Source organism: Cellulomonas sp. Leaf334 (assembly GCF_001424195.1).
Classification (GTDB): domain Bacteria; phylum Actinomycetota; class Actinomycetes; order Actinomycetales; family Cellulomonadaceae; genus Cellulomonas.
The window spans coordinates 1,015,767-1,041,794 of the sequence record NZ_LMOO01000001.1 but is presented as its reverse complement, the minus strand read 5'-3'; the positions used below and the strand labels follow the sequence as shown (position 1 = coordinate 1,041,794).

General features: G+C 73.4%; 25 protein-coding genes and 2 tRNA genes. 20 read left to right on the top strand and 7 right to left on the bottom strand.

Features of this window, described 5'->3' with window-relative positions; all coding sequences use genetic code 11:
• The first annotated feature begins 19 nt into the window (after positions 1–19).
• From ASF78_RS04635 to secA, 3 genes are read left to right on the top strand one after another with little or no spacing between them, the layout of a single operon-like run.
• A complete protein-coding gene (locus ASF78_RS04635; RefSeq protein WP_056585261.1) occupies positions 20–1,276 on the top strand; it encodes a winged helix-turn-helix domain-containing protein in 1,257 nt (418 codons plus the stop codon).
• Positions 1,273–2,295, top strand: a complete 1,023-nt coding sequence (locus ASF78_RS04630; protein ID WP_056585259.1) for a DMT family transporter — start codon at positions 1,273–1,275, stop codon at positions 2,293–2,295. Before ASF78_RS04635 ends, ASF78_RS04630 begins: the two co-directional genes overlap by 4 nt.
• A complete protein-coding gene (gene secA, locus ASF78_RS04625) occupies positions 2,258–5,065 on the top strand; it encodes a preprotein translocase subunit SecA (RefSeq protein WP_056585257.1) in 2,808 nt (935 codons plus the stop codon). Before ASF78_RS04630 ends, secA begins: the two co-directional genes overlap by 38 nt.
• A gap of 52 nt (positions 5,066–5,117) precedes the next feature.
• On the opposite strand, the gene ASF78_RS04620 is transcribed toward secA, so the two are convergent.
• Both ASF78_RS04620 and ASF78_RS04615 read right to left on the bottom strand, forming a co-directional pair.
• On the bottom strand, positions 5,118–5,750 hold the full coding sequence (locus tag ASF78_RS04620) for an Rv3235 family protein (protein WP_056585256.1): 633 nt from the start codon (positions 5,748–5,750) through the stop codon (positions 5,118–5,120).
• Positions 5,747–6,583: a LysM peptidoglycan-binding domain-containing protein gene (locus ASF78_RS04615; RefSeq protein WP_056585254.1), complete on the bottom strand. Its 837-nt coding sequence runs from the start codon at positions 6,581–6,583 to the stop codon at positions 5,747–5,749. Before ASF78_RS04615 ends, ASF78_RS04620 begins: the two co-directional genes overlap by 4 nt.
• A 175-nt stretch (positions 6,584–6,758) precedes the next feature.
• Between ASF78_RS04615 and ASF78_RS04610 the strand changes: the two genes are divergently transcribed.
• Genes ASF78_RS04610 through ASF78_RS04600 form a run of 3 tightly spaced genes read left to right on the top strand, consistent with a single transcriptional unit; the run spans position 6,759 to position 10,251 of the window.
• Positions 6,759–8,330, top strand: a complete 1,572-nt coding sequence (locus tag ASF78_RS04610; protein ID WP_056585252.1) for a methyltransferase domain-containing protein — start codon at positions 6,759–6,761, stop codon at positions 8,328–8,330.
• Between the two features lie 59 nt (positions 8,331–8,389).
• A complete protein-coding gene (locus tag ASF78_RS04605; protein ID WP_056585250.1) occupies positions 8,390–9,697 on the top strand; it encodes an APC family permease in 1,308 nt (435 codons plus the stop codon).
• A gap of 29 nt (positions 9,698–9,726) precedes the next feature.
• A complete protein-coding gene (locus tag ASF78_RS04600; RefSeq protein WP_056588149.1) occupies positions 9,727–10,251 on the top strand; it encodes a hypothetical protein in 525 nt (174 codons plus the stop codon).
• Positions 10,252–10,258: 7 nt separating this feature from the next.
• On the opposite strand, the gene ASF78_RS04595 is transcribed toward ASF78_RS04600, so the two are convergent.
• Positions 10,259–10,492: a helix-turn-helix domain-containing protein gene (locus tag ASF78_RS04595; RefSeq protein ID WP_056585248.1), complete on the bottom strand. Its 234-nt coding sequence runs from the start codon at positions 10,490–10,492 to the stop codon at positions 10,259–10,261.
• Between the two features lie 118 nt (positions 10,493–10,610).
• On the opposite strand from ASF78_RS04595, the gene ASF78_RS04590 reads away from it, so the two are divergent.
• From ASF78_RS04590 to ASF78_RS04570, 5 genes are all read left to right on the top strand, one after another.
• Positions 10,611–11,273, top strand: coding sequence for a hypothetical protein (locus tag ASF78_RS04590; RefSeq protein WP_056585246.1), 663 nt, complete (start codon positions 10,611–10,613; stop codon positions 11,271–11,273).
• 1 nt (position 11,274) lies between these two features.
• Positions 11,275–12,543 (top strand): P-loop NTPase, encoded by a 1,269-nt coding sequence (locus tag ASF78_RS04585; RefSeq protein ID WP_056585244.1) that lies wholly within the window; start codon positions 11,275–11,277, stop codon positions 12,541–12,543.
• 73 nt (positions 12,544–12,616) lie between these two features.
• Positions 12,617–13,072: a hypothetical protein gene (locus ASF78_RS04580; protein WP_056585242.1), complete on the top strand. Its 456-nt coding sequence runs from the start codon at positions 12,617–12,619 to the stop codon at positions 13,070–13,072.
• Positions 13,073–13,233: 161 nt separating this feature from the next.
• Positions 13,234–13,305, top strand: a tRNA-Gln gene (locus ASF78_RS04575).
• 85 nt (positions 13,306–13,390) lie between these two features.
• Positions 13,391–13,463: transfer RNA gene (locus ASF78_RS04570), tRNA-Glu, on the top strand.
• 56 nt (positions 13,464–13,519) lie between these two features.
• Here the strand turns inward: ASF78_RS04570 and ASF78_RS04565 are convergent.
• A complete protein-coding gene (locus ASF78_RS04565; protein WP_056585240.1) occupies positions 13,520–13,750 on the bottom strand; it encodes a hypothetical protein in 231 nt (76 codons plus the stop codon).
• 1 nt (position 13,751) lies between these two features.
• Positions 13,752–14,471 (bottom strand): IclR family transcriptional regulator, encoded by a 720-nt coding sequence (locus tag ASF78_RS04560; RefSeq protein ID WP_028046824.1) that lies wholly within the window; start codon positions 14,469–14,471, stop codon positions 13,752–13,754.
• Positions 14,472–14,577: 106 nt separating this feature from the next.
• Here ASF78_RS04560 and leuC point away from each other — a divergent pair, with 106 nt between their 5' ends.
• The 6 genes from leuC (at position 14,578) to ASF78_RS04530 (ending at position 20,724) form a co-directional block, all read left to right on the top strand.
• Positions 14,578–16,032, top strand: coding sequence for a 3-isopropylmalate dehydratase large subunit (gene leuC / locus ASF78_RS04555; RefSeq protein WP_056585238.1), 1,455 nt, complete (start codon positions 14,578–14,580; stop codon positions 16,030–16,032).
• Between the two features lie 23 nt (positions 16,033–16,055).
• Positions 16,056–16,721, top strand: a complete 666-nt coding sequence (leuD, locus tag ASF78_RS04550) for a 3-isopropylmalate dehydratase small subunit (protein ID WP_056585236.1) — start codon at positions 16,056–16,058, stop codon at positions 16,719–16,721.
• Between the two features lie 105 nt (positions 16,722–16,826).
• Positions 16,827–17,480, top strand: a complete 654-nt coding sequence (locus ASF78_RS22700) for an HU family DNA-binding protein (RefSeq protein WP_056585234.1) — start codon at positions 16,827–16,829, stop codon at positions 17,478–17,480.
• 95 nt (positions 17,481–17,575) lie between these two features.
• A complete protein-coding gene (gene murA, locus ASF78_RS04540) occupies positions 17,576–18,892 on the top strand; it encodes a UDP-N-acetylglucosamine 1-carboxyvinyltransferase (RefSeq protein WP_056585232.1) in 1,317 nt (438 codons plus the stop codon).
• 18 nt (positions 18,893–18,910) lie between these two features.
• Positions 18,911–19,675 (top strand): 1-acyl-sn-glycerol-3-phosphate acyltransferase, encoded by a 765-nt coding sequence (locus ASF78_RS04535; protein ID WP_056585230.1) that lies wholly within the window; start codon positions 18,911–18,913, stop codon positions 19,673–19,675.
• A complete protein-coding gene (locus ASF78_RS04530; protein ID WP_082494791.1) occupies positions 19,672–20,724 on the top strand; it encodes an NAD(P)H-dependent glycerol-3-phosphate dehydrogenase in 1,053 nt (350 codons plus the stop codon). The genes ASF78_RS04535 and ASF78_RS04530 overlap by 4 nt, the downstream gene beginning before the upstream one ends.
• Here the strand turns inward: ASF78_RS04530 and ASF78_RS04525 are convergent.
• Entirely contained in the window at positions 20,721–21,887 is a 1,167-nt protein-coding gene (locus tag ASF78_RS04525) for a PLP-dependent aspartate aminotransferase family protein (RefSeq protein ID WP_056585228.1), read from the bottom strand. The two genes, ASF78_RS04530 and ASF78_RS04525, sit on opposite strands and share 4 nt — an antisense overlap.
• A gap of 119 nt (positions 21,888–22,006) precedes the next feature.
• Between ASF78_RS04525 and ASF78_RS04520 the strand changes: the two genes are divergently transcribed.
• Together ASF78_RS04520 and ASF78_RS04515 are read left to right on the top strand one after the other, a co-directional pair.
• Positions 22,007–23,188 carry a D-alanine--D-alanine ligase family protein gene (locus ASF78_RS04520; protein ID WP_082494790.1) on the top strand — a complete coding sequence of 394 codons (1,182 nt, stop codon included), beginning with the start codon at positions 22,007–22,009 and terminating at the stop codon, positions 23,186–23,188.
• A gap of 260 nt (positions 23,189–23,448) precedes the next feature.
• Positions 23,449–24,528, top strand: a complete 1,080-nt coding sequence (locus ASF78_RS04515; RefSeq protein ID WP_200940514.1) for an acyl-CoA desaturase — start codon at positions 23,449–23,451, stop codon at positions 24,526–24,528.
• Between the two features lie 4 nt (positions 24,529–24,532).
• Here ASF78_RS04515 and ASF78_RS04510 read toward each other — a convergent pair whose 3' ends face one another.
• Positions 24,533–25,000 carry a DUF3515 family protein gene (locus tag ASF78_RS04510; protein ID WP_056585224.1) on the bottom strand — a complete coding sequence of 156 codons (468 nt, stop codon included), beginning with the start codon at positions 24,998–25,000 and terminating at the stop codon, positions 24,533–24,535.
• 47 nt (positions 25,001–25,047) lie between these two features.
• Here ASF78_RS04510 and ASF78_RS04505 point away from each other — a divergent pair, with 47 nt between their 5' ends.
• Positions 25,048–26,028 carry a thiamine-phosphate kinase gene (locus ASF78_RS04505; protein WP_056585222.1) on the top strand — a complete coding sequence of 327 codons (981 nt, stop codon included), beginning with the start codon at positions 25,048–25,050 and terminating at the stop codon, positions 26,026–26,028.

The window sequence follows — 26,028 nt, the reverse complement described above, 5'->3', positions numbered from 1 at the left end:
AGGACGGCAGGATGGGCGGGTGACCGCCGAACGCCTCACCCTGTCGCAGGCCCGTCGCATCACGTTGCGCGCGCAGGGGCTCGACCGCCCGCGCCCGGTGCGTACCGCGGAGCCGACCATGCGGCAGTTCCAGCAGGTGGTGGACCGGCTCGGCGTGCTGCAGATCGACTCGGTCAACGTGCTGGCCCGCGCGCACCTCCTGCCCACGTTCTCCCGGCTGGGCGCGTACGACCCTGCGCTGCTCGACAGGGCGTCGGGGACGGCGCCGCGCCGGCTCGTCGAGACGTGGGCGCACATGGCGTCCTACGTGCCGCCGGAGACGTTCCGGCTGCTGGGGTGGCGGCAGCGCGCCTACGTCGACCAGGCGTGGGGCGCGATCGCGGAGGTGCCGCTGAAGCACTCGCCCATCATCGACGAGGTCCGCGCCATCATCGCCGAGCGCGGCCCCCTCACCGCGCGGCAGGTGCAGGAGGACTTCGAGGCCGACCACCCCACGACGCGCGGCGAGTGGGGGTGGAACTGGTCGGTGGCCAAGCGCGTGCTGGAGTTCCTGTTCTTCACCGGGGAGATCACGTCGGCCGGTCGCAACAGCGCGTTCGAGCGCCGCTACGACCTGACCAGCCGCGTGCTCCCGCCCGACGTGCTGGCCCTGCCCGAGCCGTCGGACGAGGACGCGGTCCGGGCGCTGACGGAGATCGGCGCGCGCGCGCACGGCATCGGCACGCTGCGCAGCATCGCCGACTACTTCCGCATCAAGGAGTCCCGCGCCGCCGCCGCCATCACCGACCTCGTCGAGGAGGGCGTGCTCCACGAGGTCGTGGTCGACGGGTGGAACCAGGGCACCGTGTGGCGGCACCGCGACGCGGACCTGCCGCGCCGGGCCACCGGCCGAGCGCTGCTCAACCCGTTCGACCCGCTCGTCTTCGAGCGCCGCCGCCTCGAGGCGCTCTTCGGCCTGCGCTACCGCATCGAGATCTACACCCCCGAGCCCAAGCGGGTCTGGGGGTACTACGTCCTCCCGTTCCTGCTGGGGGAGTCGCTGCCGGCGCTCGTCGACCTCAAGGCCGACCGTCAGGCGGGGACCCTGCGCGTGCTCGCCGCCCACCGCGCGACCGGTTCGTCGGTGCCCGACGCCGACGTGGTGGAACCGCTGGCGGCGGAGCTGCACGAGCTGGCCGGGTGGCTCGGCCTGCCCGACATCGTCGTCGGCGACCGGGACGGGTCGTTGCGCGGTGACCTCGCACCAGCCCTGGCGCACGCCGTCCGGTCGGCGTGACGCACGAGACGCGCCCCCGCGACTTCGCCCTCGTCGCGCTGGGCGGCGTCCTGTGGGGGACTGGCGGTCTGGCCGGTGCCGCGCTGGCCGACTCCGCGGGGCTGCCGCCGCTGACCGTCGCCGCCTACCGGCTCCTCGGCGGCGGGGGGGTGCTCCTGCTCGCGCTCGCGGTGACCGGTGCGCTGCGCGGGCTGGCCCGGACCCGCCCGGTGGTCCTGCTCGTGGTGGAGACCGCCCTGCTCGCCGCCGTCTACCAGGCCGCGTACTTCGCAGCGGTCCAGCGCGCGGGCGTCGCGGTCGCCACGCTGGTCGCCCTCGGGGCCGCGCCGCTGCTCGTCGCGGTGGGCACCGCCGTGTCCGCCCGGCGGCTCCCGTCGCCGCGGACGCTCGTCGCGCTCGGGATGGCGCTGGCCGGGCTGGTGCTCCTGGTGGGGCCGTCGGACGCGGCCGGTCCGGGGACAGCGGCCGGCGCCCTGATCGCCCTCGTGGCTGCCGCGGCGTTCGCGACGATGACCGGGCTGAACCGCCGCGACGTGCCCGGTCTGGGCCCGCTGCCGCTGACGGCGACGTCGTTCACGCTCGGCGGAATCTCGCTGCTGCCGGTCGCCGCGGTGGCCGGTCCGGGCCTCGGGGTCCCGTCCGACGCGGAGGGCTGGGTGCTCCTCGCCTACCTGGCGGTCGTCCCCACCGCGGCGGCCTACAGCGCCTACTTCACGGGCCTGCGGCGCGTTCCCGCGACGACCGCGGCCCTGCTCGCGCTGCTCGAGCCGCTGACCGCGACCGTCGGGGCGGTCCTGCTGCGCGACGAGCGCCTCGGCCCCGCCGGTGTGGTCGGGGCCATCCTGCTGGCGGCTGCGGTGGTCGTTCTTCGCCCACGCCGCGCAGGCTCGCCTACGATGGACGCGCCCGGCCGTGCGGCCGGTCACCTCAGCCGCTCCGACGCCGCTAGCGCCCGGAGCGCGAACACGTCGGGAGTAGTGCGTGCCAGCGATCCTCGAGAAGGTCCTGCGCCTCGGTGAAGGCCGGATCGTCAAGAAGCTGTCGGGCATCGCCCAGCAGGTCAACGCCCTGGAGGACAGCTTCGTCGCGCTGTCCGACGCCGAGCTGCGCGAGGAGACCGAACGTTTCCGGGCCCGGCTCGCCGAGGGGGAGACGCTGGACGACCTGCTCGCCGAGGCGTTCGCCACGGTCCGCGAGGCGGCCCGGCGCACGCTCGGACAGCGCCACTTCGACGTGCAGCTCATGGGCGGTGCCGCCCTGCACCTGGGCAACATCGCCGAGATGAAGACGGGTGAGGGCAAGACGCTCGTCGCGACCGCCCCCGCGTACCTGAACGCACTGAGCGGCAAGGGCGTCCACGTCGTCACGGTCAACGACTACCTGGCCAGCTACCAGTCCGAGCTCATGGGGCGTGTGTACCGCTTCCTCGGGCTGACCAGCGGCGTCATCCTGTCCAACCAGGACCCCGCCGAGCGCCGCAAGCAGTACGCGTGCGACATCACGTACGGCACCAACAACGAGTTCGGCTTCGACTACCTGCGCGACAACATGGCGTGGAGCACCGACGAGCTGGTCCAGCGCGGTCACAACTTCGCGATCGTCGACGAGGTCGACTCGATCCTCATCGACGAGGCGCGGACCCCGCTGATCATCTCCGGCCCCGCCTCTGGGGACACCAACCGCTGGTACGCGGAGTTCGCCAAGGTGGTCCGCCGCCTGCAGGTCGAGCGCGACTACGAGGTGGACGAGAAGAAGCGCACGGTCGGCGTGCTCGAGCCCGGCATCGAGCGTGTCGAGGACTACCTCGGCATCGACAACCTCTACGAGTCCCTCAACACCCCGCTGATCGGCTTCCTCAACAACGCCATCAAGGCGCAGGAGCTGTTCAAGCGGGACAAGGACTACGTCGTGATGAACGGCGAGGTGCTGATCGTCGACGAGCACACCGGGCGCATCCTGCCCGGCCGCCGCTACAACGAGGGCATGCACCAGGCGATCGAGGCGAAGGAGGGCGTGGCGATCAAGGCCGAGAACCAGACGCTCGCCACGATCACGCTGCAGAACTACTTCCGCCTGTACGGCAAGCTCTCCGGGATGACCGGTACGGCCGAGACCGAGGCCGCGGAGTTCCAGGGCACCTACAAGCTGGGCGTCGTGCCCATCCCGACCAACCGCGACATGCAGCGCATCGACCAGCGCGACTTCGTCTACAAGAGCGAGGACGGCAAGTTCGACGCCGTCGTCGCCGACATCGTCGAGCGGCACGCGCACGGTCAGCCGGTGCTCGTGGGTACCACCAGCGTCGAGAAGAGCGAGCTGCTCTCGTCCAAGCTGAAGAAGCAGGGCGTGCCGCACGAGGTCCTCAACGCCAAGCAGCACGCGCGTGAGGCGTCGATCATCGCGCAGGCGGGCCGCAAGGGCGCCGTCACCGTCGCGACGAACATGGCCGGCCGCGGGACCGACATCATGCTCGGCGGCAACGCCGAGTTCATGGCCGTCGCCGACCTGGCCGCCCGTGGCCTCGAGCCCGCCGAACAGCCGGAGGAGTACGAGGCCGCGTGGCCGGCCGCGCTCGACAAGGCCAAGGAAGCCGTCGCCGCGGAGCACGACGAGGTCGTCGAGCTCGGCGGGCTCTACGTGCTCGGCACCGAGCGCCACGAGTCGCGTCGCATCGACAACCAGCTGCGCGGGCGCTCCGGCCGTCAGGGCGACCCGGGCGAGTCGCGTTTCTACCTGTCGATGCAGGACGACCTGATGCGCCTGTTCAACTCCTCGCTCGCGGAGTCGATGATGACGCGCGCCGGTTTCCCCGAGGACATGCCGCTCGAGTCGAAGATCGTGACGCGCGGGATCCAGTCCGCGCAGTCGCAGGTCGAGTCCCGCAACTTCGAGATCCGCAAGAACGTCCTGAAGTACGACGACGTCATGTCCCGCCAGCGCGTCGTCATCTACGAGCAGCGCCGCCGGGTGCTGGAGGGTGAGGACCTGCACGAGCAGGTCCGGCACTTCCGCTCCGACGTGCTCTCGGCGTACATCACCGGCGCCACCACCGAGGGGCGGCCGGAGGAGTGGGACCTGGACGCGCTGTGGACCGCCCTGAAGGGCGTGTACCCCGTCACGATCACCCCGGACGAGGTCGTCGACCAGGCCGGTGGACCCACCCGGCTGTCCGCCGAGCTGATCGAGCGGGAGATCCTCTCCGACGCCGAGCACGCCTACGCGGAGCGTGAGGAGCAGATCGGGTCGGAGAACATGCGCCAGCTGGAGCGGCGCGTGACCCTGTCGGTCCTGGACCGCAAGTGGCGCGAGCACCTCTACGAGATGGACTACCTCAAGGAGGGCATCGGTCTGCGCGCGATGGCGCAGCGCGACCCCCTCGTGGAGTACCAGCGTGAGGGCTACCAGCTCTTCAACGCGATGACGGACGCCATCAAGGAGGAGACGGTCGGCTACCTCTACAACCTCGAGGTCCAGGTCGCCGCGCCCGACGCTCCTGCGGTGACCGCCGACTCCGCCGTCGCTGCCGCGGCCAGCGCCGGTGCCCAGGCCACGCTCCCGCGCTCGGTCTCCGACGGCCCGACGCCGGGCAAGCTCGTGGCCAAGGGCATCGACGGGCCGGAGCAGCGTGCACCGCTGCAGTACAGCGCGCCGTCGGTCGACGGCGACGGCGCTGTGGTGACCCGGGGCGACGCAGGTGGCGGGAACGCGGGCGCCCGTCCGGCCGCGGCCGACGGCGAGTCCAACCGCGAGGCGCGTCGCAAGGCCGCCAAGCAGCAGCGCAAGCGCTGACGCACACGGAAGCCCGCCCCCGTTGTCCGGGGGCGGGCTTCGGTGTGTCTGCTCAGCCGATCTCGAGCGCCGTGACGCGCCAGGAGCCGCGGTGCCCTTCGAGCCGGAGCGCGACGGCGCGCACCCGCACGCCGTCGTCGGCCACGAGGCTCGCTTCGAGCACGTGCGGGTCGACGCGGCAGGCGCGACTGCGGCGGATCGCGGGCGGACGGCCACCGCCGGTCGTGCCGAGGACGCGCTGGGTCAGCCCCGCCCGGACCTGCAGCGACTCGTACACGCCCGGGGTCAGCCAGCGGGCGAGCTGCGCGACGGAGCGCCGGCCGGCCAGCACCTCCAGCGACGCCAGCGCGACCGCGCGGGCGACCGTCGCGGGATCGCCGTCGGGGAGCAGGCGGGGGGCGTCGTCGTCGGCCTCCACGACGAGCGACCGGTCGGTGACCCGCAGGACCGCGATCCGACCGTCCGCCGTCGGGGGCGCCGCGTGCGCAGGACCGGTCGCCTCCTCGACGACCGTCGGCGCCAGGGCGGGGACCAGCCGGACCTGAGGGCGGCGCGCGCGGGCTCGTCCCGGCCGGGTGGTGCCGGGCGGGCGCTGCCTGTCCTCCGACCCGCGGACCCGGGCGAAGGCGTCCTCGGCGGGGGTCCTGCCACGGGTGAGCACGACGGCCCCGACGTCGGCGCTCACAGGGCCGGCACCGCGACGGTGGCGGGCACCGTGAGCACCTGACCTGGTCGGATGAGGTCCGGGTCGGCACCGATCACCGCCGAGTTGGCCTGGTACCAGTGCGGCCACGCGGCGGCGACGTGCGCGTCGGTCGCGCCCGGTGGGAGGTGGCGCGCGGCGATCGACCAGAGGCTGTCCCCGGCCTCCACGACCACGGCGCCCATCCCGGTGCGCGCCGGGGCAGTCACGGGGTGGTCGGCGGCGGTGGTCTCGACGGCCACCTCGGCCGGGGGAGCGGGCGCCGTCGTCGCCGAGCCGTCGGCCGGCTCCGGGGCGGTCGGTGCGACGCCCGGGGTCGCGGTGGCCGCGGGGGTCGCCTGCGGCGCGAGGGTCGGAGTGCTCGTCGAGGTGGTGCTCACCGCCCATCCGAGGTCGTCGCGCACGGCGGAGTCGACCGGCTCGACGACCGCGGACGCCGGTGCTGACGGCTCGGGAGCGACCGCCGAGGCGCCGGTCGCCGTGCCGAGCCCGATCCCCGCCCCGACGGCCAGCACGAGTGCCTTGCGCACGACCTGCGGCGCGCACCGGTGCACGAGCCGCTCACCGGCCCGCCAGCTCGCACCGGCGACCCGCACGAGGACGCACACGGTCGCGAGCAGTGCGCCGAACGTGAGCCAGAGGGCGACGAGCGCTCCGACGGCGGTCACGGCGACCTCGGTCACGGCGTCGACCTGCCACGGGCCGACGTGGGCCGACAGCACGGTCCGCACGTGCAGCGCGAGCACCCCCGCCAGCGTGGCCGACGCCAGCGTCCCCGCGAGCAGACCTCCGATCGGAGTCCCTGCTCGTCGCATCCTCGTGCCCACCATGTTTGCCCCTGACCATGTTGTTTGATGCAGTTTGATGATGCTCGCGTGACATAGATGTACCTGAGTGCGAGCCGGTGTGTCCAGCGATGTCCGGCATGCGGCGGTACGGCGCCGCCCGGAAGGTGCACCAGCGTGATCGCGAGGGCGGATACCCTCCCGCATGACCTCCGTCGACCACGTCCTGTTCCCCGGCCGCCACCACCTGGTCACGCGGTTCCAGGTCGAGTACCTGCACGCGTTGTCCCGGGGCGAGATCACCGACACCGGAGGCCAGGTCGTCGCCCTCGACCCGGCGGCGGTGGTCGTCTGGGGCGTCACCTCCGCCACGCACACCGGCACGCGCCGCAACCCTCTGCCGGCGCACCGACGGGAGGCGATGATCGAGCGCGTCAGCGTGTCGGAGCACCTGCCGTCCCTCGTCGCACCGATCCCGGACGTGCCGATGTCCGCACGGTTCGCGGTCACCGTGCTCGGCAACGTCGAGATGACCACGGGGCGCTCCCTGACCCCGCAGAACACCGTCGTCGCCTGCTCCACGCCCGCGGTCGCTGCGATGTACGCCGAGCTCGGGTTCCGGATCGTGACCGTCGAGGCGGGCGTCGACCCGACCCCCGCGCGGCCGTGGGACGTCCTGGAGCTGATGGTCGCGGGGGACCCGACCTGGCGGGACCTCGCGCACGACCAGTCGGTGACCTTCTACGACCAGTACCGCCTCGACGACGCCGTCCGGCTCATCCACACCGACCCCACCGTCGGGTCCGAGGGCGACCTGACCGAGACCCGCGACTACCGCACCTACACCGCGGCGTTCGACGACGCGTCCGACCGCAAGTGGGAGCAGGTCGCCCCGTTCGTCGTCCCCGGCAGGGTCGTCGACCTGGGCTGCGCGGCGGGCGGGCTGCTCGAGCGCGCCGCCCGCGACCCGCGCCTGGCCGAGTCCGACCTGTACGGCGTGGACGTGTCCCGGCACCTGGTCGCGGAGGCCGAGCACCGCAAGGCGCAGGGCGTCTTCGCCAACCCGAGCGTCTACTTCGCGCAGCGCAACCTGCTGCGCTCGTCGGTGTTCCCGAGCTCGTCGGTCAACACGACCATCACCGTCGCGCTGACCCACGAGATCAGCTCCTACGGGGACGGTCGGGCCGACCTCGAGCGGCTCGCCACCCGGATCTTCGAGCACACCGCCCCGGGAGGCGTGTGGATCAACTCCGACGTCCTCGGGCCCGACGACGGCGACACGCGGGTCCACCTGCGCTTCGAGCCGCCGCCCGAGCCGGTCGCGGACGCCGTCGACCTGACCGGTTGGGACCGGCAGCGGGTGCACGACCGGATCGTCGCGCTGACGCCGGCCGGTCGGTTGGCGCAGTTCGCCCGTGACTTCCCGAAGCTGGCGGGCGCACAGCTTCCCGTGGACTGGGACCGGGGCCCCGACGGCGAGGTGCGCGGTGCGTGGCTGAGCCGTCGTGACGCGATGGAGTTCCTCTACACCCGTGACTACACCGACAACTGGCTCTCGGAGTGCCACGAGCGGTTCTGCGACCTGACCTGGTCCGACTGGGTCGACCTCGTGACGTCGGTCGGGTTCGAGGTCGCGCCCGGCTCGGGTCCGTGGCGCAACGACTGGCTGGTGGAGAACCGCTTGTCCCACGGTGTCGCGGTGACCGTCGCCGGAGGCGCCGACGCGGTGTGGCCGAGCACGCACCTGCTCCTGGTGGCGCGCAAGCCCGTGGGCTGAGCGCCGCTATCGTCGGGCGTACGGGCCGCGGCCCCGCGGCAGCACCCGAGGGGGCACCCATGTCCGAGCCGGCACCGGCGGCGACAGCCCGGCTGACCGTGCGCGGTGCCGTGGTGCTGGGGATCGGCGCGATGGTCGGCGCCGGCATCTTCGCGCTGCTCGGGCAGGCCGGCGCGATCGCCGGCTCCGCGGTGTGGATCTCGTTCCTGCTGGCCGGGGCGATGTCCGCGACGCTCGGGTACACGCTCGTGAAGTTCGCGATGCGCTGGCCGTCGTCCGGCGGTCTGATCGTCTACCTGGAGCACGGCTTCCGCAGCCGCCGGCTCGTCGGGGTCGCCGCGTGGCTGGGGTACCTGACGGCGATCGTGGTGGTGGGCGCGATGGTCGCCGCCTCGTTCGGGGACTACGCCGCCGTCCTGCTCGCCGACGCACCCCCGGGCGGCCGGCTGTCACGGCTGTGCGCCGTCGTGCTGGTGGTGCTCGGCGCGGGGGTCACGGTCGCCGGGCCGCGCCTAGTCGACCGGGTGCAGACGGCGGTCGTCGGCCTGCTGCTCGCCGTGTTCGCCGTGTTCGTCGTCGGCACGCTCCCGCACGTCGACGCAGCGCTCCTCGCGCCGAGCACCTACCCCGGCGTGGACGACATCGTGGCCAGCATCGCCCTGACGTTCTTCGCGTTCCTCGGCTTCGCGGTGATCTCGTTCTCGGGGGGCGACCTGGCCGCGCCCCGGCGGGAGCTCCCCGTCGCGCTGTACTCGGCCCTGGCGATCACCACCGTGCTCTACGTGGCCGTCGCGCTGTCGGTGTTCGGCACCCTGAGCGTCGACGAGGTCGTGGCAGCCGGCCCGACGGCTCTGGCGGTCGCCGCGGAACCGGCGCTCGGCCAGGCCGGGTTCGTGATGATGGCGTGCGCGGCGCTGCTGGCGACCGCGTCCACGGTGACCGCGACGCTGTACGGCGCGGTGGGGCTGAGCGCGGCGCTGGCGGACTCCGGGACCTTCCCGCGGGTGTTCGGCCCGGGCACGCGGCTGGGCCCGCACGGAGGGCTGCTCATCACCGCGGCGCTGATGGTCGCGCTCGTGACCGTGCTCGGCGTGGGTGCTCTCGCCTCGGTCGGCAGCGCGGTGTCGCTCGCGGTCTTCCTGCTCGTCGCCGTGGCGGCGTTCCGGTTGCGCACCGAGCTCGGCGCGTCCGCGGTGCTGACCGCGGTGGCCGTCGCCGTCTCCGGCGTCGTGCTCGTCTGGTTCGTCGTCGACCTGTACGCGTCGGACCGGCGTTCGTTCTGGGCCATGGTCGTCCTCGTCGGGTTCGCCGCCGTCGTCGACGAGACGTGGACCCGTCGACGCCCTGCCGCCGACGACCGTCGGTGACGACGACCCGCCACCGGTACCGTGCACGCATGCGGTGGGAGTCGCTCTTCGCGGACATGGAGGCCCAGCTCGCGGCCGGTCGGCTCGCCGACGTCCGCGCCGACGTGGCCGAGCTCGCGCGCGCGGAGCGGGCGTCGATCACCCTCGCGGCGCGGGCTCGCGCGTCGGTCGGCCGACCGGTGCGGATGCTCGTGGGTGGCGACGACGTGGTCGAGGGTGAGCTGGTCGACGCCGCGCCGGAGTGGCTCCTGCTGGCCACGTCGCCCGTGCGGCGTGCCCTCGTCCCGCTCGCAGCCGCGACGGCGGTCGACGGGCTGGTCGGGCACGCCGCTCCCGCCCCCGGCGCGGTGGAGTCGCGGCTGGGGCTCGGTCACGCGCTGCGTGCGCTGGCACGGGACCGCGCCGTGGTCCGGGTGCGGGCCGGTGACGCCGACCTGACGGGCCGCATCGAGCGCGTCGGGGCGGACCACCTCGACCTCGCCGACGTCGACGGGGCACGCCGTGGCGGGTGGGCCGTCGCGTTCACGACGCTGCGGGTGGTCCAGACGGGGTGAGGGCCGGTCAGTCCCCGGCGCCGTCGTCGATCGTGCTGCCGTCGCTCGAGATGCGGGCGCGCGTCTGCTCGTACATGCGCTGGATGTACTTCTCCAGCTCGGTCGACTCGACGCGCCACTGCAGCCGCCCGCCGATCTGGATGGCGGGCAGCTCGCCGGAGCGGACGAGTGCGTAGGCCTGCGGCGCCGAGATGTTCAGCACCTCGGTGACGTCCGCGAGGGTCAGGAACCGCGAAGACATGACCGCAGTGTGGCACGCGGTGGCGCCCGGACCTGGTTGTCCACAATGCTCCGTTCGCGTCGGTCCGCAGACGGCAGGATGGCCGTCTGCTGCGACGCACCACGAACCAGGGGAGCCGATGGACACGAGCGTGATGGACCTGCCCGCACCGGCGGCGGCTCGGCTGCGGCGTCCCGGCTGGCGTGACCCCCGGCTCCTGGCGGGCATCGCGATGGTCGCCGCGTCGGTGCTGCTCGGCTCGTGGGCGGTGCGCACGGCGCAGGCCACGGTCCCCGTCTACGTGACGCGCGCCGCGCTGGTACCGGGCGACCGCGTGGCGGCCGAGGAGCTCGCCGTCGTGGACGTCCGGCTGGGCACCGTCAACCTCGACCACTACCTGCGCGCCGACCGGCCGGTCGCGACCGACGTGGTGGCCGTGCGTGCCGTGGGCCGCGGCGAGCTGGTGCCCGCGTCCGCGGTGGGCTCGTCGGCGGACCTCGACCTGCGGCCCGTCTCGGTGACGCTGACCCGTGCACCGTCGAGCGACGTGGTCCCGGGCGCGCTCGTGGACCTGTGGTTCACCCCGCCGGCCCCGACGGACGACGCCGAGCCGGCCGCACCGGACGAGCTGGCGGGCGGCCTCACGGTCGCCGAGGTGAGCACGCCGTCCGGAGCCTTCGGCGCGTCGGGGGGGAGCGCCGTGCAGGTCCTGGTCCCGAGCTCGTTGCTCCCCGCGATCCTCACGGCGCTCGCGGCCGAGGGCACCGTCGACGTCGTCCCGGTCCTGGGCACGGGAGGCTGACGTGGCGGTCGGGGTGCTCTGCGCCGTCCAGGGGTCGGCGGAGGCGATCATCGTCCAGGCCGTCGAGCAGACGGGCGGCCGGCTCAGCGTGACCCGGCGCTGCGCCGACCTTACCGAGCTGCTCGCGGCCGCCGAGGCCGGGCTCGGGCGGCTGGCCGTCGTCTCGGGCGACCTCGACCTGCTCGACCGTGAGGCGATCGAGCTGCTGCACCGGGCCGGGGTCCGTGTCGTGGGCATCGGCGACGCCACGCGTCCGTGGCTCGGCGAGCGGCTGGTGGCGCTCGGTGCGGACCTGGTGGCCGTCGCGCCGCACGACGAGGCGTCCGCGAGCGACGTCGTGCGGGAGGCGCTCGCCATCCTCGGTGCCGCACCGGACGGTGCGCCGGAGCCGTCGTGGCCCGACGAGCACACCGTCCGCCGTCCGGCGCGGGGCCTCGTCGTGGCCGTCTGGGGTCCGACGGGCGCGCCCGGCCGCACGACGGTGGCCGTGAACGTGGCCGCGGAGCTCGCCGCGGCCGGGCGCCGGACGCTGCTCGTGGACGCCGACACCTACGGCGGGAGCGTCGCGCAGGTGGTCGGGATGCTCGACGAGGCACCGGGGCTCGCGGCCGCCGCACGTGCCGCCGGGCAGGGCACGCTCGACCTGATGACGCTCGCCCGGCTCACCCCGACGATCGCCCCCGACCTGCGGGTGCTGTCGGGCATCTCGCGGGCGGACCGCTGGCCGGAGCTCCCGTCCTCGTCGCTCGACGCCGTGTGGACGGTCGCCCGGGGGCTCGCCGAGTGGACCGTGATCGACTGCGGCTTCTGCCTCGAGCAGGACGAGGCGCTCAGCTACGACACCCGGGCACCGCGCAGGAACGCCGCCACGCTGAGCGCCCTCGAGGCGGCCGACGTCGTGCTCGTGGTCGGTGCAGGGGACCCGGTCGGCATCCAGCGGCTCGTCCGTGGCCTGGGGGAGCTCACCGACCTCGGGCTGGGCAGCACGCGGTTCGTGCTGGTCAACCGGGTCCGGGCCACTGTCGCGGGTCCGCATCCCGCGGAGGCGGTCGGTCAGGCGCTCGCCCGGTACGCGGGAGTCACCGACGCGCACCTGGTGCCCGACGACCGTGCGGCTCTGGACACGGCCCTGCTGGAGGCGCGGACGCTGCGGGAGGCTGCACCGGGTTCACCCGCGCGCCGCGTCCTGGCGGGGGTCGCCGCGCGGGTCGATGCCCTGCTCGTCGCGACCACCGTCGAGGGGCCGGTCACCGAGCCGGTGCGCGCCTGAGCAGGTGCGCGTGCCTGGGCGGTGCCGGTGCGCGTGAGCGGGCGGTCGTGCGCGGACCGGGCACACTGGGCTCGTGCGCATCTACCTCCCCGCCTCGCTCGACCAGCTCGATCCCGCGTCCGGTCCGCTGTCGGCCCGTCGCGCCCACGCCGTGACACCGGCGCTCCGGGCGATGTTCCCCGACGAGGACGACGAAGGGCTGGAGTACGCCGCGCAGCTGGCAGCGGCGGACGACTCCCTGGTCCTCCTGGGAGAGCGACCGGACGCCCCGCAGCTGCGGTGCGTCGTGTCGGCGGACGTCGCCGACGCGGCGGTGCTCGCCCTGTCGGACGACGACGACGTGCCGAGCGCGGTCGAGCTGACCCGCGCCGTCCCGCAGGGCGACGTCATCTGCGCGCACGTCGACGAACCCGGCGCAGCGGCCGATGTCGCATTGGCTGCCGGGGGAGACGAGGCCGCGGCTGCGCGCCTCGACGAGCGGGACCTGCTCTGGTACGACGCGACCGAGCTCGGGAACGTCCCGCGCTGACCGGAGGGCGGGGGTGGCCTTCGGGTGGCCTTCGTCACGTGACGGGCCGCCAGTTGGACCCGGCCTCGGCGCTCGGGTAGTGTTCACCGCCGGTACGACGTCCGGATGCGCGTGGGTCCGCCCCGCCAGGCGACCTCCGAGCTCCGGGCGTTATACCCCCATGGGGTATGGTGTAATTGGCAGCACGACTGATTCTGGTTCAGTTAGTCTAGGTTCGAGTCCTGGTACCCCAGCGCGAGCACCGCTGGCTCGATCTCCTCGGAGCATCGGGTAGAGTGTTCACTCGCAAGCGAGGCCCACGGGCCGAGCAGCGTATAGGCCCCCGTTGTGTAGCGGCCTAGCACGCCGCCCTCTCACGGCGGTAGCGCCGGTTCGAATCCGGTCGGGGGTACGTACTCGAAGGCCCGGTCACCACGGTGACCGGGCCTTCGGCGTTCCCCGAGCTGATCAGTGCTGGCCGGGCGGGCCGTGCGACGACGTCGGCAGGAGCGCGACGACGCCCCAGCCGATCACCGCGGCGACCGCGCCGACGAGGAACCCGGTGACCACGGCATCGCCGGCGCCGCCGCCGCCCAGGAGGGCGAGGACGACGCCCAGCACGAGCCCGGCCCCGCCCGCGACGAGCGCGACGCGTCGGCGCAGGCGGCGTCGCGAGGCAGCGGCCCCGCGGACGGCCACGTCAGTCCGCCGTCCGTCGCAGGACCTCGGTCAGCCGGTTGGCCGCCGAGACGACGGCAGCGGCGTGCAGCCGGCCCGGCTGCCGGGAGAGGCGCTCGAGCGGCCCGGAGACCGACACGGCGGCGACGATGCGGCCCGACGGACCGCGCACGGGCGCGGACACCGACGCGACCCCGACCTCACGCTCGGAGACCGACTGCGCCCAGCCGCGCCGGCGGACGCCGGACAGGATGGTCGCGGTGAACTTGGCGCCCTGCAGGCCGCGGTGCAGCCGGTCGGGCTCCTCCCAGGCGAGCAGGATCTGCGCGGCGGAACCGGCGTGCATGGTCAGCGTGGCGCCGACCGGGATCGAGTCGCGCAGACCGATGGGGCGCTCGGCCGCGGCGACACAGATGCGCTGGTCACCCTGGCGGCGGTAGAGCTGGGCGCTCTCGCCGGTGTGGTCGCGCAGCGCGGCGAGCACGGGGCCGGCGGCGGCGAGCAGCCGGTCCTCGCCGGCGGCCGTCGCGAGCTCCGAGAGGCGCGGTCCGAGGACGAACCGACCCTGCATGTCGCGCGCCACGAGCCGGTGGTGCTCGAGCGCCACGGCCAGCCGGTGGGCCGTCGGTCGAGCAAGATGGGTGGCGGTGACGAGCTGCGCGAGCGTGGCCGGGCCTGCCTCGAGGGCGCTGAGAACGGACGCGGCCTTGTCCAGCACGCCGACTCCGCTAGAGTTGTCCATAGGTCGATATTGGCGTCTCGAAGGCTGAGATGCAAGTACGGCAGCAGACGAGCCGGGAAAACCACACTCCCGGCCGACAGATCGAACGAGAGAACGGACCGAGAAGATGGCCGGCACGTTGGCGGAGAAGGTCTGGGACGCGCACGTCGTGCGACGGGGCACCGACGGGGCGCCCGACCTCCTCTACATCGACCTCCACCTCGTGCACGAGGTGACGAGCCCGCAGGCGTTCGAGGGCCTGCGTCTCGCGGGTCGCCCCGTGCGCCGCCCGGACCTCACCCTGGCGACCGAGGACCACAACACCCCCACGCTCGACATCGACCGGCCCATCGCCGACGAGACGAGCCGCACGCAGATCCAGACCCTGCGCAACAACGCCGCCGAGTTCGGTGTGCGCATCCACTCGCTGGGCGACGCGGACCAGGGCATCGTCCACCAGGTCGGGCCGCAGCTCGGGCTCACCCAGCCCGGGCTCACCGTGGTCTGCGGCGACTCGCACACGTCCACGCACGGGGCGTTCGGTGCGCTGGCGTTCGGCATCGGCACCAGCGAGGTCGAGCACGTGCTGGCCACGCAGACGCTGCCGCTGGCGCCGTTCAAGACGATGGCGATCACGGTGGACGGCGAGCTGCCCCCGGGTGCCACCAGCAAGGACATCATCCTGGCGATCATCGCCAAGATCGGCACCGGCGGCGGGCAGGGCTACGTGCTCGAGTACCGCGGCGAGGCCATCCGCGCACTGTCGATGGAAGCCCGCATGACGGTCTGCAACATGTCGATCGAGGCCGGCGCCCGCGCGGGGATGATCGCCCCCGACCAGACCACGTTCGACTACCTCCAGGGCCGCCCGCACGCGCCCGAGGGTGCCGACTGGGACGCCGCGGTGGCCTACTGGAGCACGCTGAAGACCGACGAGGACGCCGAGTTCGACGTCGAGGTCGTCCTCAAGGCCGAGGACCTCGAGCCGTTCGTCACGTGGGGCACCAACCCGGGCCAGGGGCTGCCGCTGTCCGGCTCGGTGCCGGTGCCGGAGGAGATCGCCGACGCCGACGAGCGCGGAGCCGCCGAGCGGGCCATCGAGTACATGGGCCTGACCCCGGGACAGCCGCTGCGCGAGATCAAGGTCGACACGGTCTTCATCGGCTCCTGCACCAACGGCCGCATCGAGGACCTGCGCTCGGTGGCCAAGGTCGTCCGCGGCAAGCACAAGTCCGACGACGTCCGCGTGCTCGTGGTGCCGGCGTCGGCCCGCGTGCGGCTCCAGGCCGAGGCCGAGGGGCTCGACAAGATCTTCCTCGACTTCGGCGCCGAGTGGCGCAACGCCGGCTGCTCGATGTGTCTGGGCATGAACCCCGACCAGCTCGCACCGGGAGAGCGGTCGGCGTCCACGTCGAACCGCAACTTCGAGGGCCGGCAGGGCAAGGGCGGGCGCACGCACTTGGTCTCGCCGCTCGTCGCCGCCGCGACCGCGATCCGCGGCACGCTGTCGTCCTACGCGGACCTCGACACCGGGGCGCCGACACCCGACGGAAGCCCCCTCACCGACCTCCAGACGGTCTGACCGAAGGAAGCGAGAAGAACGTCATGGAGAAGTTCAGCCAGCACACCGGCGTCGGGGTCCCGCTGCGCCGCAGCAACGTCGACACCGACCAGATCATCCCGGCCGTCTACCTCAAGCGCGTCACGCGCACCGGGTTCGAGGACGCGCTGTTCGCCGCCTGGCGCGGCGACCCGTCGTTCATCCTCAACCAGGAGGCCTACGCGTCGGGCTCCGTGCTCGTCGCCGGCCCTGACTTCGGCACCGGCTCGTCCCGCGAGCACGCGGTCTGGGCGCTCAAGGACTACGGGTTCAAGGTCGTCATCTCGAACCGGTTCGCGGACATCTTCCGCGGCAACTCCGGCAAGCAGGGACTGCTCGCGGCCCAGGCGGCGCAGGAGGACATCGAGCTGATCTGGAAGATCCTCGAGACGCGTCCGGGCACGGAGGTGACGGTCGACCTCGAGTCGAAGACGATCACCTGCGACGACGTCGTGGTCCCGTTCCAGGTGGACGACTACACGCGGTGGCGGCTCATGGAGGGCCTCGACGACATCGGGCTGACGCTCGAGCACGCCGACGAGATCTCCGAGTTCGAGGCGCGTCGCGAGTCGTGGCGCCCCGCCACGCTGCCCGCCAAGCACCTGCCGCCGGTCGAGATCGTGGCGGCGCGGCCGGCCGGGGTACCGGTGGAGATCGGCCACCGCCCCTGACCCCGGTCCGGCGCGTCGACCACCTCGCGGCGCGCCGGGCCCGTGCAGTGGCTAGCGTGTGCGCTGGGCCACGGTGCAGTGCGCGCCGGCCGAGGGAGGATCACCATGCCGGGGAAGTCGCAGATCGCCGACCGGATCGCCGCGAGAGGTGCCTCTCGAGCCGCCGCCGCTGCGGCCGTGGAGGCCGTGCTCGACGAGATCACGACCGCGCTCGCGGCCGGGGAACGCGTGACGCTCACCGGGTTCGGGACGTTCGAGGCCACGGGGCGCGCAGCTCGCACGGGGCGCAACCCGCGCACCGGCGAGGCGCTCGACGTGCCCGCGACGACGGTCGCCCGGTTCCACCCCGGTGCCACGCTGCGTGCCCGGGTCGCCGACGGCTCCGGCGAGCCGCTCGGCTCGGTCGCGGACCTGAGCTCGCTGCAGGGTCTGGCGGCACCCGAGCCGGCCCGGGTCGCGGAGCCGGCCGCCACCGGGACGCCCGCCGCCGCGGGTGCGGCACGGAAGGCGAAGGCGCCGACGGAGACGGCCGGCGTCGCAGCCAAGCCGTCGAGCAAGCCGACGTCCGGAGCGAAGGCGAGCGCCAAGGCGAAGGCGAAGGCCGAGGCGAAGAAGGCCGACGTCAAGAAGCGGGCCGACGCGGCCAAGAAGGCCGACGCGAAGAAGCGGTCCGACGCGAAGAAGGCCGACGCCAAGAAGAAGAAGGCCGACGCCAAGGACAAGAAGAAGTCCGGCAAGGGCGGCGCCAAGAAGAAGTGACGTCCGGCCCGATCTGGTGAAGGTTTCGTACCCTGCCCGGCGTGCCGGTGCCGGTGCGGTCAGGAGCATGCTCGCGCGTGGGAGACGATGGTTCGATGACCGATCTGCTGTACGTCAACGGTGGCAACCCGCTCTCGGGCGAGATCACCGTCCGCGGTGCCAAGAACTTCGTCTCCAAGGCGATGGTCGCGGCGCTGCTCGGGGAGACACCGAGCGTGCTGCGCAACGTCCCGCAGATCCGCGACGTCGCCGTGGTCACCGGGCTGCTTGAGCTGCACGGGGTCACGGTCGACGCCGACGCCGAGGCGGGCGTCCTGCACCTGGACCCGACGGACGTGGAGTCGGCGCACGTCGCGGACATCGACACGCACGCCGGGTCCAGCCGCATCCCGATCCTGTTCTGCGGGCCGCTCCTGCACCGGCTCGGGGAGGCGTTCATCCCGGACCTCGGCGGCTGCCGCATCGGCGACCGGCCGATCAACTACCACCTCGACATCCTGCGCCAGTTCGGTGCGGTCGTGGACAAGACCGACAACGGCATCCACATCCGCGCCCCGCGACGGCTCCAGGGCACCAAGATCGCGCTGCCGTACCCGAGCGTCGGGGCGACCGAGCAGCTGCTGCTGACGGCTGTCCGGGCGGAGGGGGTCACCGAGCTGTCGAACGCCGCGATCGAGCCCGAGATCCTGGACCTCATCAACGTGCTCCAGAAGATGGGCGCGATCATCTCCGTCGACACGGACCGCGTGATCCGGATCGAGGGCGTCGACCGCCTCGTCGGCTTCCAGCACACGGCCTTGTCCGACCGGATCGAGGCGGCATCGTGGGCGTCGGCGGCCCTGGCGACCGGCGGCGACATCTACGTCCGCGGTGCGACGCAGCCCGAGATGACGACGTTCCTCAACACGTTCCGCAAGGTCGGCGGGGAGTTCGCCATCGACGACGCGGGCATCCGGTTCTTCCACCCCGGCGGCGACCTGCGCTCGATCACGCTCGAGACGGACGTGCACCCGGGCTTCATGACCGACTGGCAGCAGCCGCTGGTCGTCGCCCTCACCCAGGCCAAGGGCCTGTCGATCGTCCACGAGACGGTGTACGAGAACCGGTTCGGGTTCACCGACGCGCTCGTCGGCATGGGTGCGACCATCCAGGTCTACAAGGAGTGCCTGGGCGGCCGGCCATGCCGGTTCGGGCAGCGCAACTTCTACCACTCGGCCGTGGTCTCGGGCCCGACGCCGCTCGCTGCCGCCGACATCGAGGTGCCGGACCTGCGCGGCGGCTTCAGCCACCTGATCGCCGCCCTGACCGCCAAGGGCACCTCGTCGGTGCGGGGCATCAGCCTCATCGACCGCGGGTACGAGCACTTCATGGCGAAGCTCGGGGCGCTCGGCGCCGAGTTCAGCCGCGACTGACAGGTAGCATCGGCTCCCGTGCAACCGCCGGCCAGATCGAATCGCGCCTACCGCAACGTCGCTCGCATCGTGCGACCTCTCCTGCGCGCGATGACGCGCCACGACTGGAGCGGGACCGAGAACTTCCCGCGCGAGGGCGGGTTCATCGTCGCCTCGAACCACATGACGAACATCGACCCGCTGACGTTCGCGCACTACCTGTGGGACAACGGCGTCGCGCCCAAGATCCTGGCCAAGGCGCCACTGTTCAAGGTGCCCGTGCTGGCGGGCGTCCTGCGCGCGACCGGGCAGATCCCCGTGTACCGGAACACCTCGTCGGCGGGGGAGTCGCTGACCGCGGCGGTCACGGCGATCCAGGGTGGTGACGTGGTCGCGGTGTTCCCGGAGGGCACCCTCACGCGGGACCCGGAGCTGTGGCCGATGGTCGGGAAGACCGGGATCGCGCGCCTCGCGCTGACCACCCAGGCGCCGGTCATCCCCGTCGCCCAGTGGGGCCCGCAGAACCTGCTGGCCCGCTACGGCAAGCTGCTCAAGCCGTTCCCGCGCAAGCTGGTCACCGTCGTCGCCGGCCCTCCCGTGGTGCTGGACGACCTCTACGGTCGACCCCAGGACACCGCCACGCTGCGCGAGGCGACGGAACGCGTGATGGACGCGATCACGGCGCTGCTCGCGCAGGTGCGCGACGAGGAGCCGCCGGCGATCCGCTACGACATGCGCAAGCCGCTCGCCCAGGGCGAGAAGCGCGTCGGCGGGGACCACGCGACCCATCCCGAGCTGCCGTGACGGCGGACCAGGTCACGCACGACCGGCCGCACCCCCCGGGTGCACCGCGACTGCGGGCGGCGGTGCTGGGCGCCGGAGCCTGGGGCACCACGTTCGCGGCCGTGATGGCCGACGCCGGGTGCGACGTGACGGTCTGGGGTCGCGACGAGAAGGTCTGCCGGCAGATCGCCGACGAGCACCGCAACGAGGCGTACCTGCCCGGTGTCGAGCTCCCCGCGCGGGTCACCGCGTCGGGCGACGCCCGGGCGGTGCTCGCCGACGCCGACGTCGTGGCGGTCGCGATCCCGTCGCAGAGCGCGCGCGCCACCCTCACGCCCCTGGCCGACGCCGTCGCGGGCCATGCCGTGGCCGTCTCGCTGATGAAGGGCGTCGAGCTGTCGACGGACCGTCGCATGAGCGAGGTCGTCGCGGAGTCGCTCGGGATCCCCGTCGACCGGATCGCCGTGGTCTCCGGGCCCAACCTGGCGCTCGAGATCGCTCACCGGCAGCCGACCGCGACGGTCGTGGCCTCCACCAGCGCGGCGACGGCTCAGCTGGTGGCGCGGGCGTGCGCGTCCGCGTACTTCCGGCCGTACACGAACGACGACGTCGTCGGCGTCGAGCTGTGCGGCGCCGTGAAGAACGTCATCGCGCTCGCGGTCGGCATCTCGCAGGGTCGCGGCCTCGGCTACAACACGATGGCGACGGTCATCACGCGGGGCCTCGTGGAGATCACGCGGCTCGGGCTGGCGCTCGGCGCGGACGCGGACACGTTCCCGGGGCTCGCGGGCCTCGGCGACCTGATGGCGACGTGCGCCTCGCCGGACTCGCGCAACCACACGCTCGGCGGCCACATCGGCCGCGGGATGACCCTCGACGAGGCGATCTCCGCCACCGGGGGCACCGCGGAGGGCGTGAAGTCGTGCCGGTCGGTCCTGGAGCTCGCCACGACCCTCGGAGTCGAGATGCCGATCACGTCGGCGGTCGTGAGGGTGCTCCACGAGGGTCTGCCCGTCGACCAGCTGGCCCCGCTGCTGCTGGCGAGGCCGCACAAGGCGGAAGGCGCCTAGAGGGGACGAGGAGCAGCCGCGAGGGCCTGCGCCAGATCGTTCCAGAGGTCCTCGACGTCCTCGATGCCGACGGACATCCGCAGCAGGTCCTCCGGCACGGTGACCGACTCGGTGGCGAACCGTCGCCGGCGCTCGAGCGTCGACTCCACGCCGCCGAGGCTCGTCGCGGGGACCCAGAGGCGCAGGGCCGCGACGACGGCGTCGGCCGCGTCGGGTCCGCCGTGCGGGCGCAGGCCGACGATCGCACCGAAGCCGTCCATGAGCCGCGTCGCCCGCTCGTGGCCCGGGTCGGAGGGCAGGCTCGGGTGCCGGACCTCCGCGACGGCAGGGTGCGTGCTGAGTCGCCGGGCCAGCTCGGCGGCGTTGCTCTGCGCCCGCTCGACCCGCAGCGCGAGCGTGCGCAGGCCGCGCAGGGCCAGCCACACCTCGAACGGGCCGGCGATCGACCCGTGCAGCGTGCGGTACGCGTGCAGCCGCGCGTGCAGGGCGTCGTCGTCGGCCAGCGCGGCGCCGAGCACGACGTCCGTGTGCCCGGCGAGGTACTTGGTCACGGAGTGCACCACGACGTCCGCGCCGTGCTCGAACGGCCGCTGGACCAGCGGGGTGGCGAACGTGTTGTCGACGCCGACGAGCGCACCGACGGCGTGCGCCGCGTCGACGAGTGCCGGCAGGTCGGCGACCTCGAGCATCGGGTTGGTCGGCGTCTCGACCCAGAGCATCGACGCGGGGCGCGGCTCGCTGAGGGCCCCGACCACGGCGGAGGTGTCGTCGATGTCGACCAAGGTCACGTCGATGCCGAGCCGGTCCCGGAGGTCCTGCGCGTAGCCGAGCGTCACCTGGTACGCGTGCCGCGGGAGGACCAGGCGTCCTCCGGGTGGCACCAGGGACAGGGCTGCCGCGATGGCCGCCATCCCCGAGCCGAACACCAGCGCCGGGTGCGTGGAGCCCTCGAGCGTGCCGAGCGTCTCCTCGAACGGGTGCCACGTCGCGGCATCCATGCGGCCGTACAGCGGCTCGCCCGGTCCGGGCACACCCTGCGAGACGAACGTCGAGGAGAGCACGAGGGGCGGGTTCACGGGTGCACCCTGCGCGCGGTCCGGCCGGCCGGCGGCGACGACGACGAGCGTCGCGGGGGAGAGGGCGTCCAGGGGGTCGGAGGTCACGCGTCGCACGTTACCCGGGGGCCTCCCCTCGGAGGCAGCGGTGGGCTGACCCACGGATGCGTCCACCGATCCCCCGGACGGCCCTGACGAGCCGTCCTCGCCGGGTAGGGTCGGGCGCGATGGACGCCACCTCCGAGCCCTCGGGCCACGACCAGACCCCCACTCAGACCCGTGGACAGATCCCCGGGAGCGGCCGCCGCCCCCGTGTGATGGTCCTGTTCGGCGGGCGCTCCGGCGAGCACGCGATCAGCTGCGCGACCGCCGGCGGCGTGCTGCGCGCCATCGACCGCGACCGCTACGACGTCCTCGCCGTGGGCATCACGCCGGCCGGTCGCTGGGTGCTCGCCGACGACGACCCCGAGCGCTGGGCGATCTCCGACGGGCACCTGCCGCAGGTGGAGGACACCGCCGCGCACGTGCTGCTCCCGCAGGCCGTGGACGACCGTGACGTCCAGGTGCTCGAGGCGGGCCGGCTGCCGCGTGTGCTCGGCGAGGTCGACGTCGTCTTCCCGCTGCTGCACGGACCGTTCGGTGAGGACGGCACGCTGCAGGGCCTGCTCGAGCTCGCCGACGTGCGCTACGTGGGCGCCGGGGTGCTCGCCTCCGCGGTCGGCATGGACAAGCACATGATGAAGCTCGTCCTCGCCGGCCACGGGCTGCCCGTCGGCCCGTTCCGCGTCGTGCTCCCGGGCGAGCTCGACCGCGACCCCGACGGAGTCACCGCACGGATCGCCGAGCTCGGGCTGCCGGTGTTCGTCAAGCCCGCCCGCGCCGGCTCCAGCCTGGGGATCTCCCGCGTGACGGACCTGGCCGACCTGCCGGCCGCCATCGCCGCCGCCGCCGTGCACGACCCGAAGATCATCGTCGAGGCCGCGATCGTCGGACGCGAGATCGAGTGCGGGGTGCTCGGCGGCCACGACGGCGACCGGGCGCGCGCGTCGCTCCCCGGCGAGATCGTCGTCACCGACCCTCGGCACACCTTCTACGACTTCGAGGCGAAGTACCTCGACGAGGCCGGCGTCACGCTCGCGTGCCCGGCGGACCTGCCCGAGGGGATCGTCGAGGCCGTGCGCGACGTGGCCGTGCGGACGTTCGAGGCCGTCGGGTGCGAAGGGCTCGCCCGCGTCGACGTCTTCGTGACCCCGGACGGCGGTGTGGTCGTCAACGAGATCAACACCATGCCGGGGTTCACGCCGTACTCGATGTACCCCCGGCTGTGGGAGGCCTCCGGCGTCGGCTACGCCGAGCTGGTGGACGAGCTGCTGCGCCTGGCGCTCGCGCGCCCCACCGGGCTGCGGTGACCTGTGGGCGTTCCCAGCCGCGCAGGTTACGCTTCCGTAGGTCTTGACGGATCGGGCAAGAACGCCACAGCCGTGGCCGCACTCGCTCCCCGCACGACCGGGACGTCCTCCGGGCGCCCCACCGCACCCCGGGTCGGGGCTGCGCCGCCTGGCCGACACGCAGTGACGGCTCTCCGCAGATCGGTCGTGACCGTCATGGGTGCTCCCCACGCCGCCTCACCGCGTCGCCTCTCCGTCGACACCGTTCCCGGTCGCCTCGCGTGAGCGCCGCCGTCTCCCCGCCCCCCGCCGCTGCGGCGCGCGTGGGCAAGAACGCCCAGGACTACACCGCGCTCGCGGCCTACGTGCGTGAGTCCGGCCTGCTGAAGCGCCGCTACGGCTACTACTGGACGCGCCTGATCGCCGCCGTCCTGGCGTTCGCGGGCATCTGGGTCGCCGTGGTCCTCGTCGGCAACTCGTGGTGGCAGCTCGCGGTCGCCGCCGGGCTCGCCCTCGTGCTCACGCAGATCGCGTTCCTCGGCCACGACAGCGCGCACCGCCAGATCTTCGTCTCCGGCCCCTGGAACGACTGGACGTCCCGGATCCTGGCCGGGGCGTTCGCCGGTCTCAGCCACACCTGGTGGCGCAACAAGCACAACCGGCACCACGCCTCCCCGAACCAGCAGGGCACGGACCCGGACATCGCGCCCGGGGTCGTCGTGTGGACGTCGGACGTCCTGGACACCCGCACCGGGCTCAAGGGCTGGTTCGGCCGCAACCAGGGCTGGTTCTTCTTCCCGCTCCTCATGCTCGAGGGGCTGAGCCTGCACATCTCCAGCGTCCGCCTGCTGCTCGCCAAGGAGCCCGTGCCGCACCGCTGGGTCGAGGCGCCCATCGTGATCACCCGGCTCGCCCTGTACGTCGGAGCCTTGTTCTACCTGCTCCCGCCCAGCAAGGCCTTCGCGTTCATCGGGGTGCAGATGGCCCTGTTCGGTGTCCTGCTCGGCGGCTCGTTCGCGCCGAACCACAAGGGCATGCCGATCATCCCGGCCGGGATGAAGGTCGACTTCCTGCGTCGGCAGGTCCTCACGTCCCGGAACATCAAGGGCGGCGTGGCCGTCGACTTCGTGATGGGTGGCCTGAACTACCAGGTCGAGCACCACCTGTTCCCCAGCATGCCCCGACCGAACCTCAAGCACGTGCAGCCCGTCGTGCGGGACTACTGCGAGCAGCTCGGCGTGAAGTACACCGAGGTCGGGTTCTTCCGGTCGTACAAGATCATCGTCGCGTACCTCAACCGCGTCGGTCTGGCCGACCGGGCCGCGTTCGACTGCCCGGTCGCCGCCCAGTACGGGCGCTGACGGGCTACACGCAGGAGCGGACCTGCTCGGTCAGGGCGACCGCCGGGCCCAGCTGGTCGACGAACGCCGTCGAGCGCTGCTCGGCGACCTCCGCCGGGACGTGCAGCTCGACGGCCGGTTCGCGCCCGTAGGTGGTGAACGTCCAGCCGTCGTCGCCCTCCAGCACGACCCAGTCGACGCTGACCCCGCCCGGTGTCTCCACGGTCTGGCAGTGCTCCGTCGTCGGCCCGAGCGGCTCGACGCCGCAGCGCAGGACGACGGGCGCCGCCGGGGTGCCCCACGCGGTCGTCGCCTGGGCCGTGGTCTCCCGCTGCGGCAACCCGTCGCCGAGCGAGTCGGGCATCGCCAGGACGACGCTGGCGCACACCGGCTCGGTCGCGTGCGGGGCCACCTCGACGGGGACGGCGGCGGCGCACCCGCCGAGGGCCACGACGCCGACGACGGGGGCGATCAGGGAGCGGATCCGGGGCACCGGCTCACCGTAACCCGGGGGCAGCGCCGAACCTCTACCGTGTCCGGGTGACCGCCGACACCCCCGCAGCGTCCGACGACCTCCTCGTCGCGGAGCTGTCCGAGGACGCCCTCCTCGCCCGCATCTTCCCGCTCCTGCCGGTCGGCGCCGACACGCACGTGCCGCCGGGCGACGACGCCGCGGTCGTGGCCGCTCCCGACGGCCGGTTCGTCGTCACGACCGACGTGCTGGTCGAGGACCGGCACTTCCGCCGGACGTGGTCCTCCGGCGAGGACGTCGGCCGGCGTGCCGCGGTGCAGAACCTGGCCGACGTCGCCGCGATGGGCGCACGGCCCACGAGCCTCGTCGTGTGCCTGGTGATCCCGGGGGACCTGCCGGTGTCGTGGGTCGAAGGGCTGGCGCGCGGGCTGGCCGCCGAGTGTGCGCCGCTCGGCGTCGGTGTCGTCGGCGGCGACCTGTCCGGCGGGCCGGTCGTCGTCGTGGCCGTCACCGCGCACGGCGACCTCGCCGGGCGTGCGCCGGTCCTGCGCTCGGGTGCCCGGCCGGGGGACGTCGTCGCGCACGCAGGGGTGGTCGGACGGTCTGCGGCCGGTCTCGCGCTGCTGGAGGCGGGTCGTCCGGAGCTGGACCGGGCGCTGGTGGACGCTCACCTGCACCCCGTCGCACCGCTGGCTGCCGGGCCGGTCGCCGCAGCGGCGGGCGCGACGGCGATGCTCGACGTGTCCGACGGGCTGCTGCGCGACGCGGGCCGGATCGCGCGCGCCAGCGGGGTGCGGATCGACCTGGACGCGCCCGCGTTCGCCGCGGACCGGGACCGGCTGCGCAGCGTCGCGGGCGAGCTCGGCGGCGTCGCGGAGCGTTGGGTCCTCGACGGTGGGGAGGACCACGGCCTGCTGGCGACGTTCCCCGCCGGCTCCCCGCTGCCTGCGCCGTTCCGGGCCGTCGGTCGCGTGGGGGAGGGCTCCGGGGTGAGCGTCGACGGCGTCCCGGCACCCGCGCGGTCCGGGTGGGACCACTTCGCGGGGTGA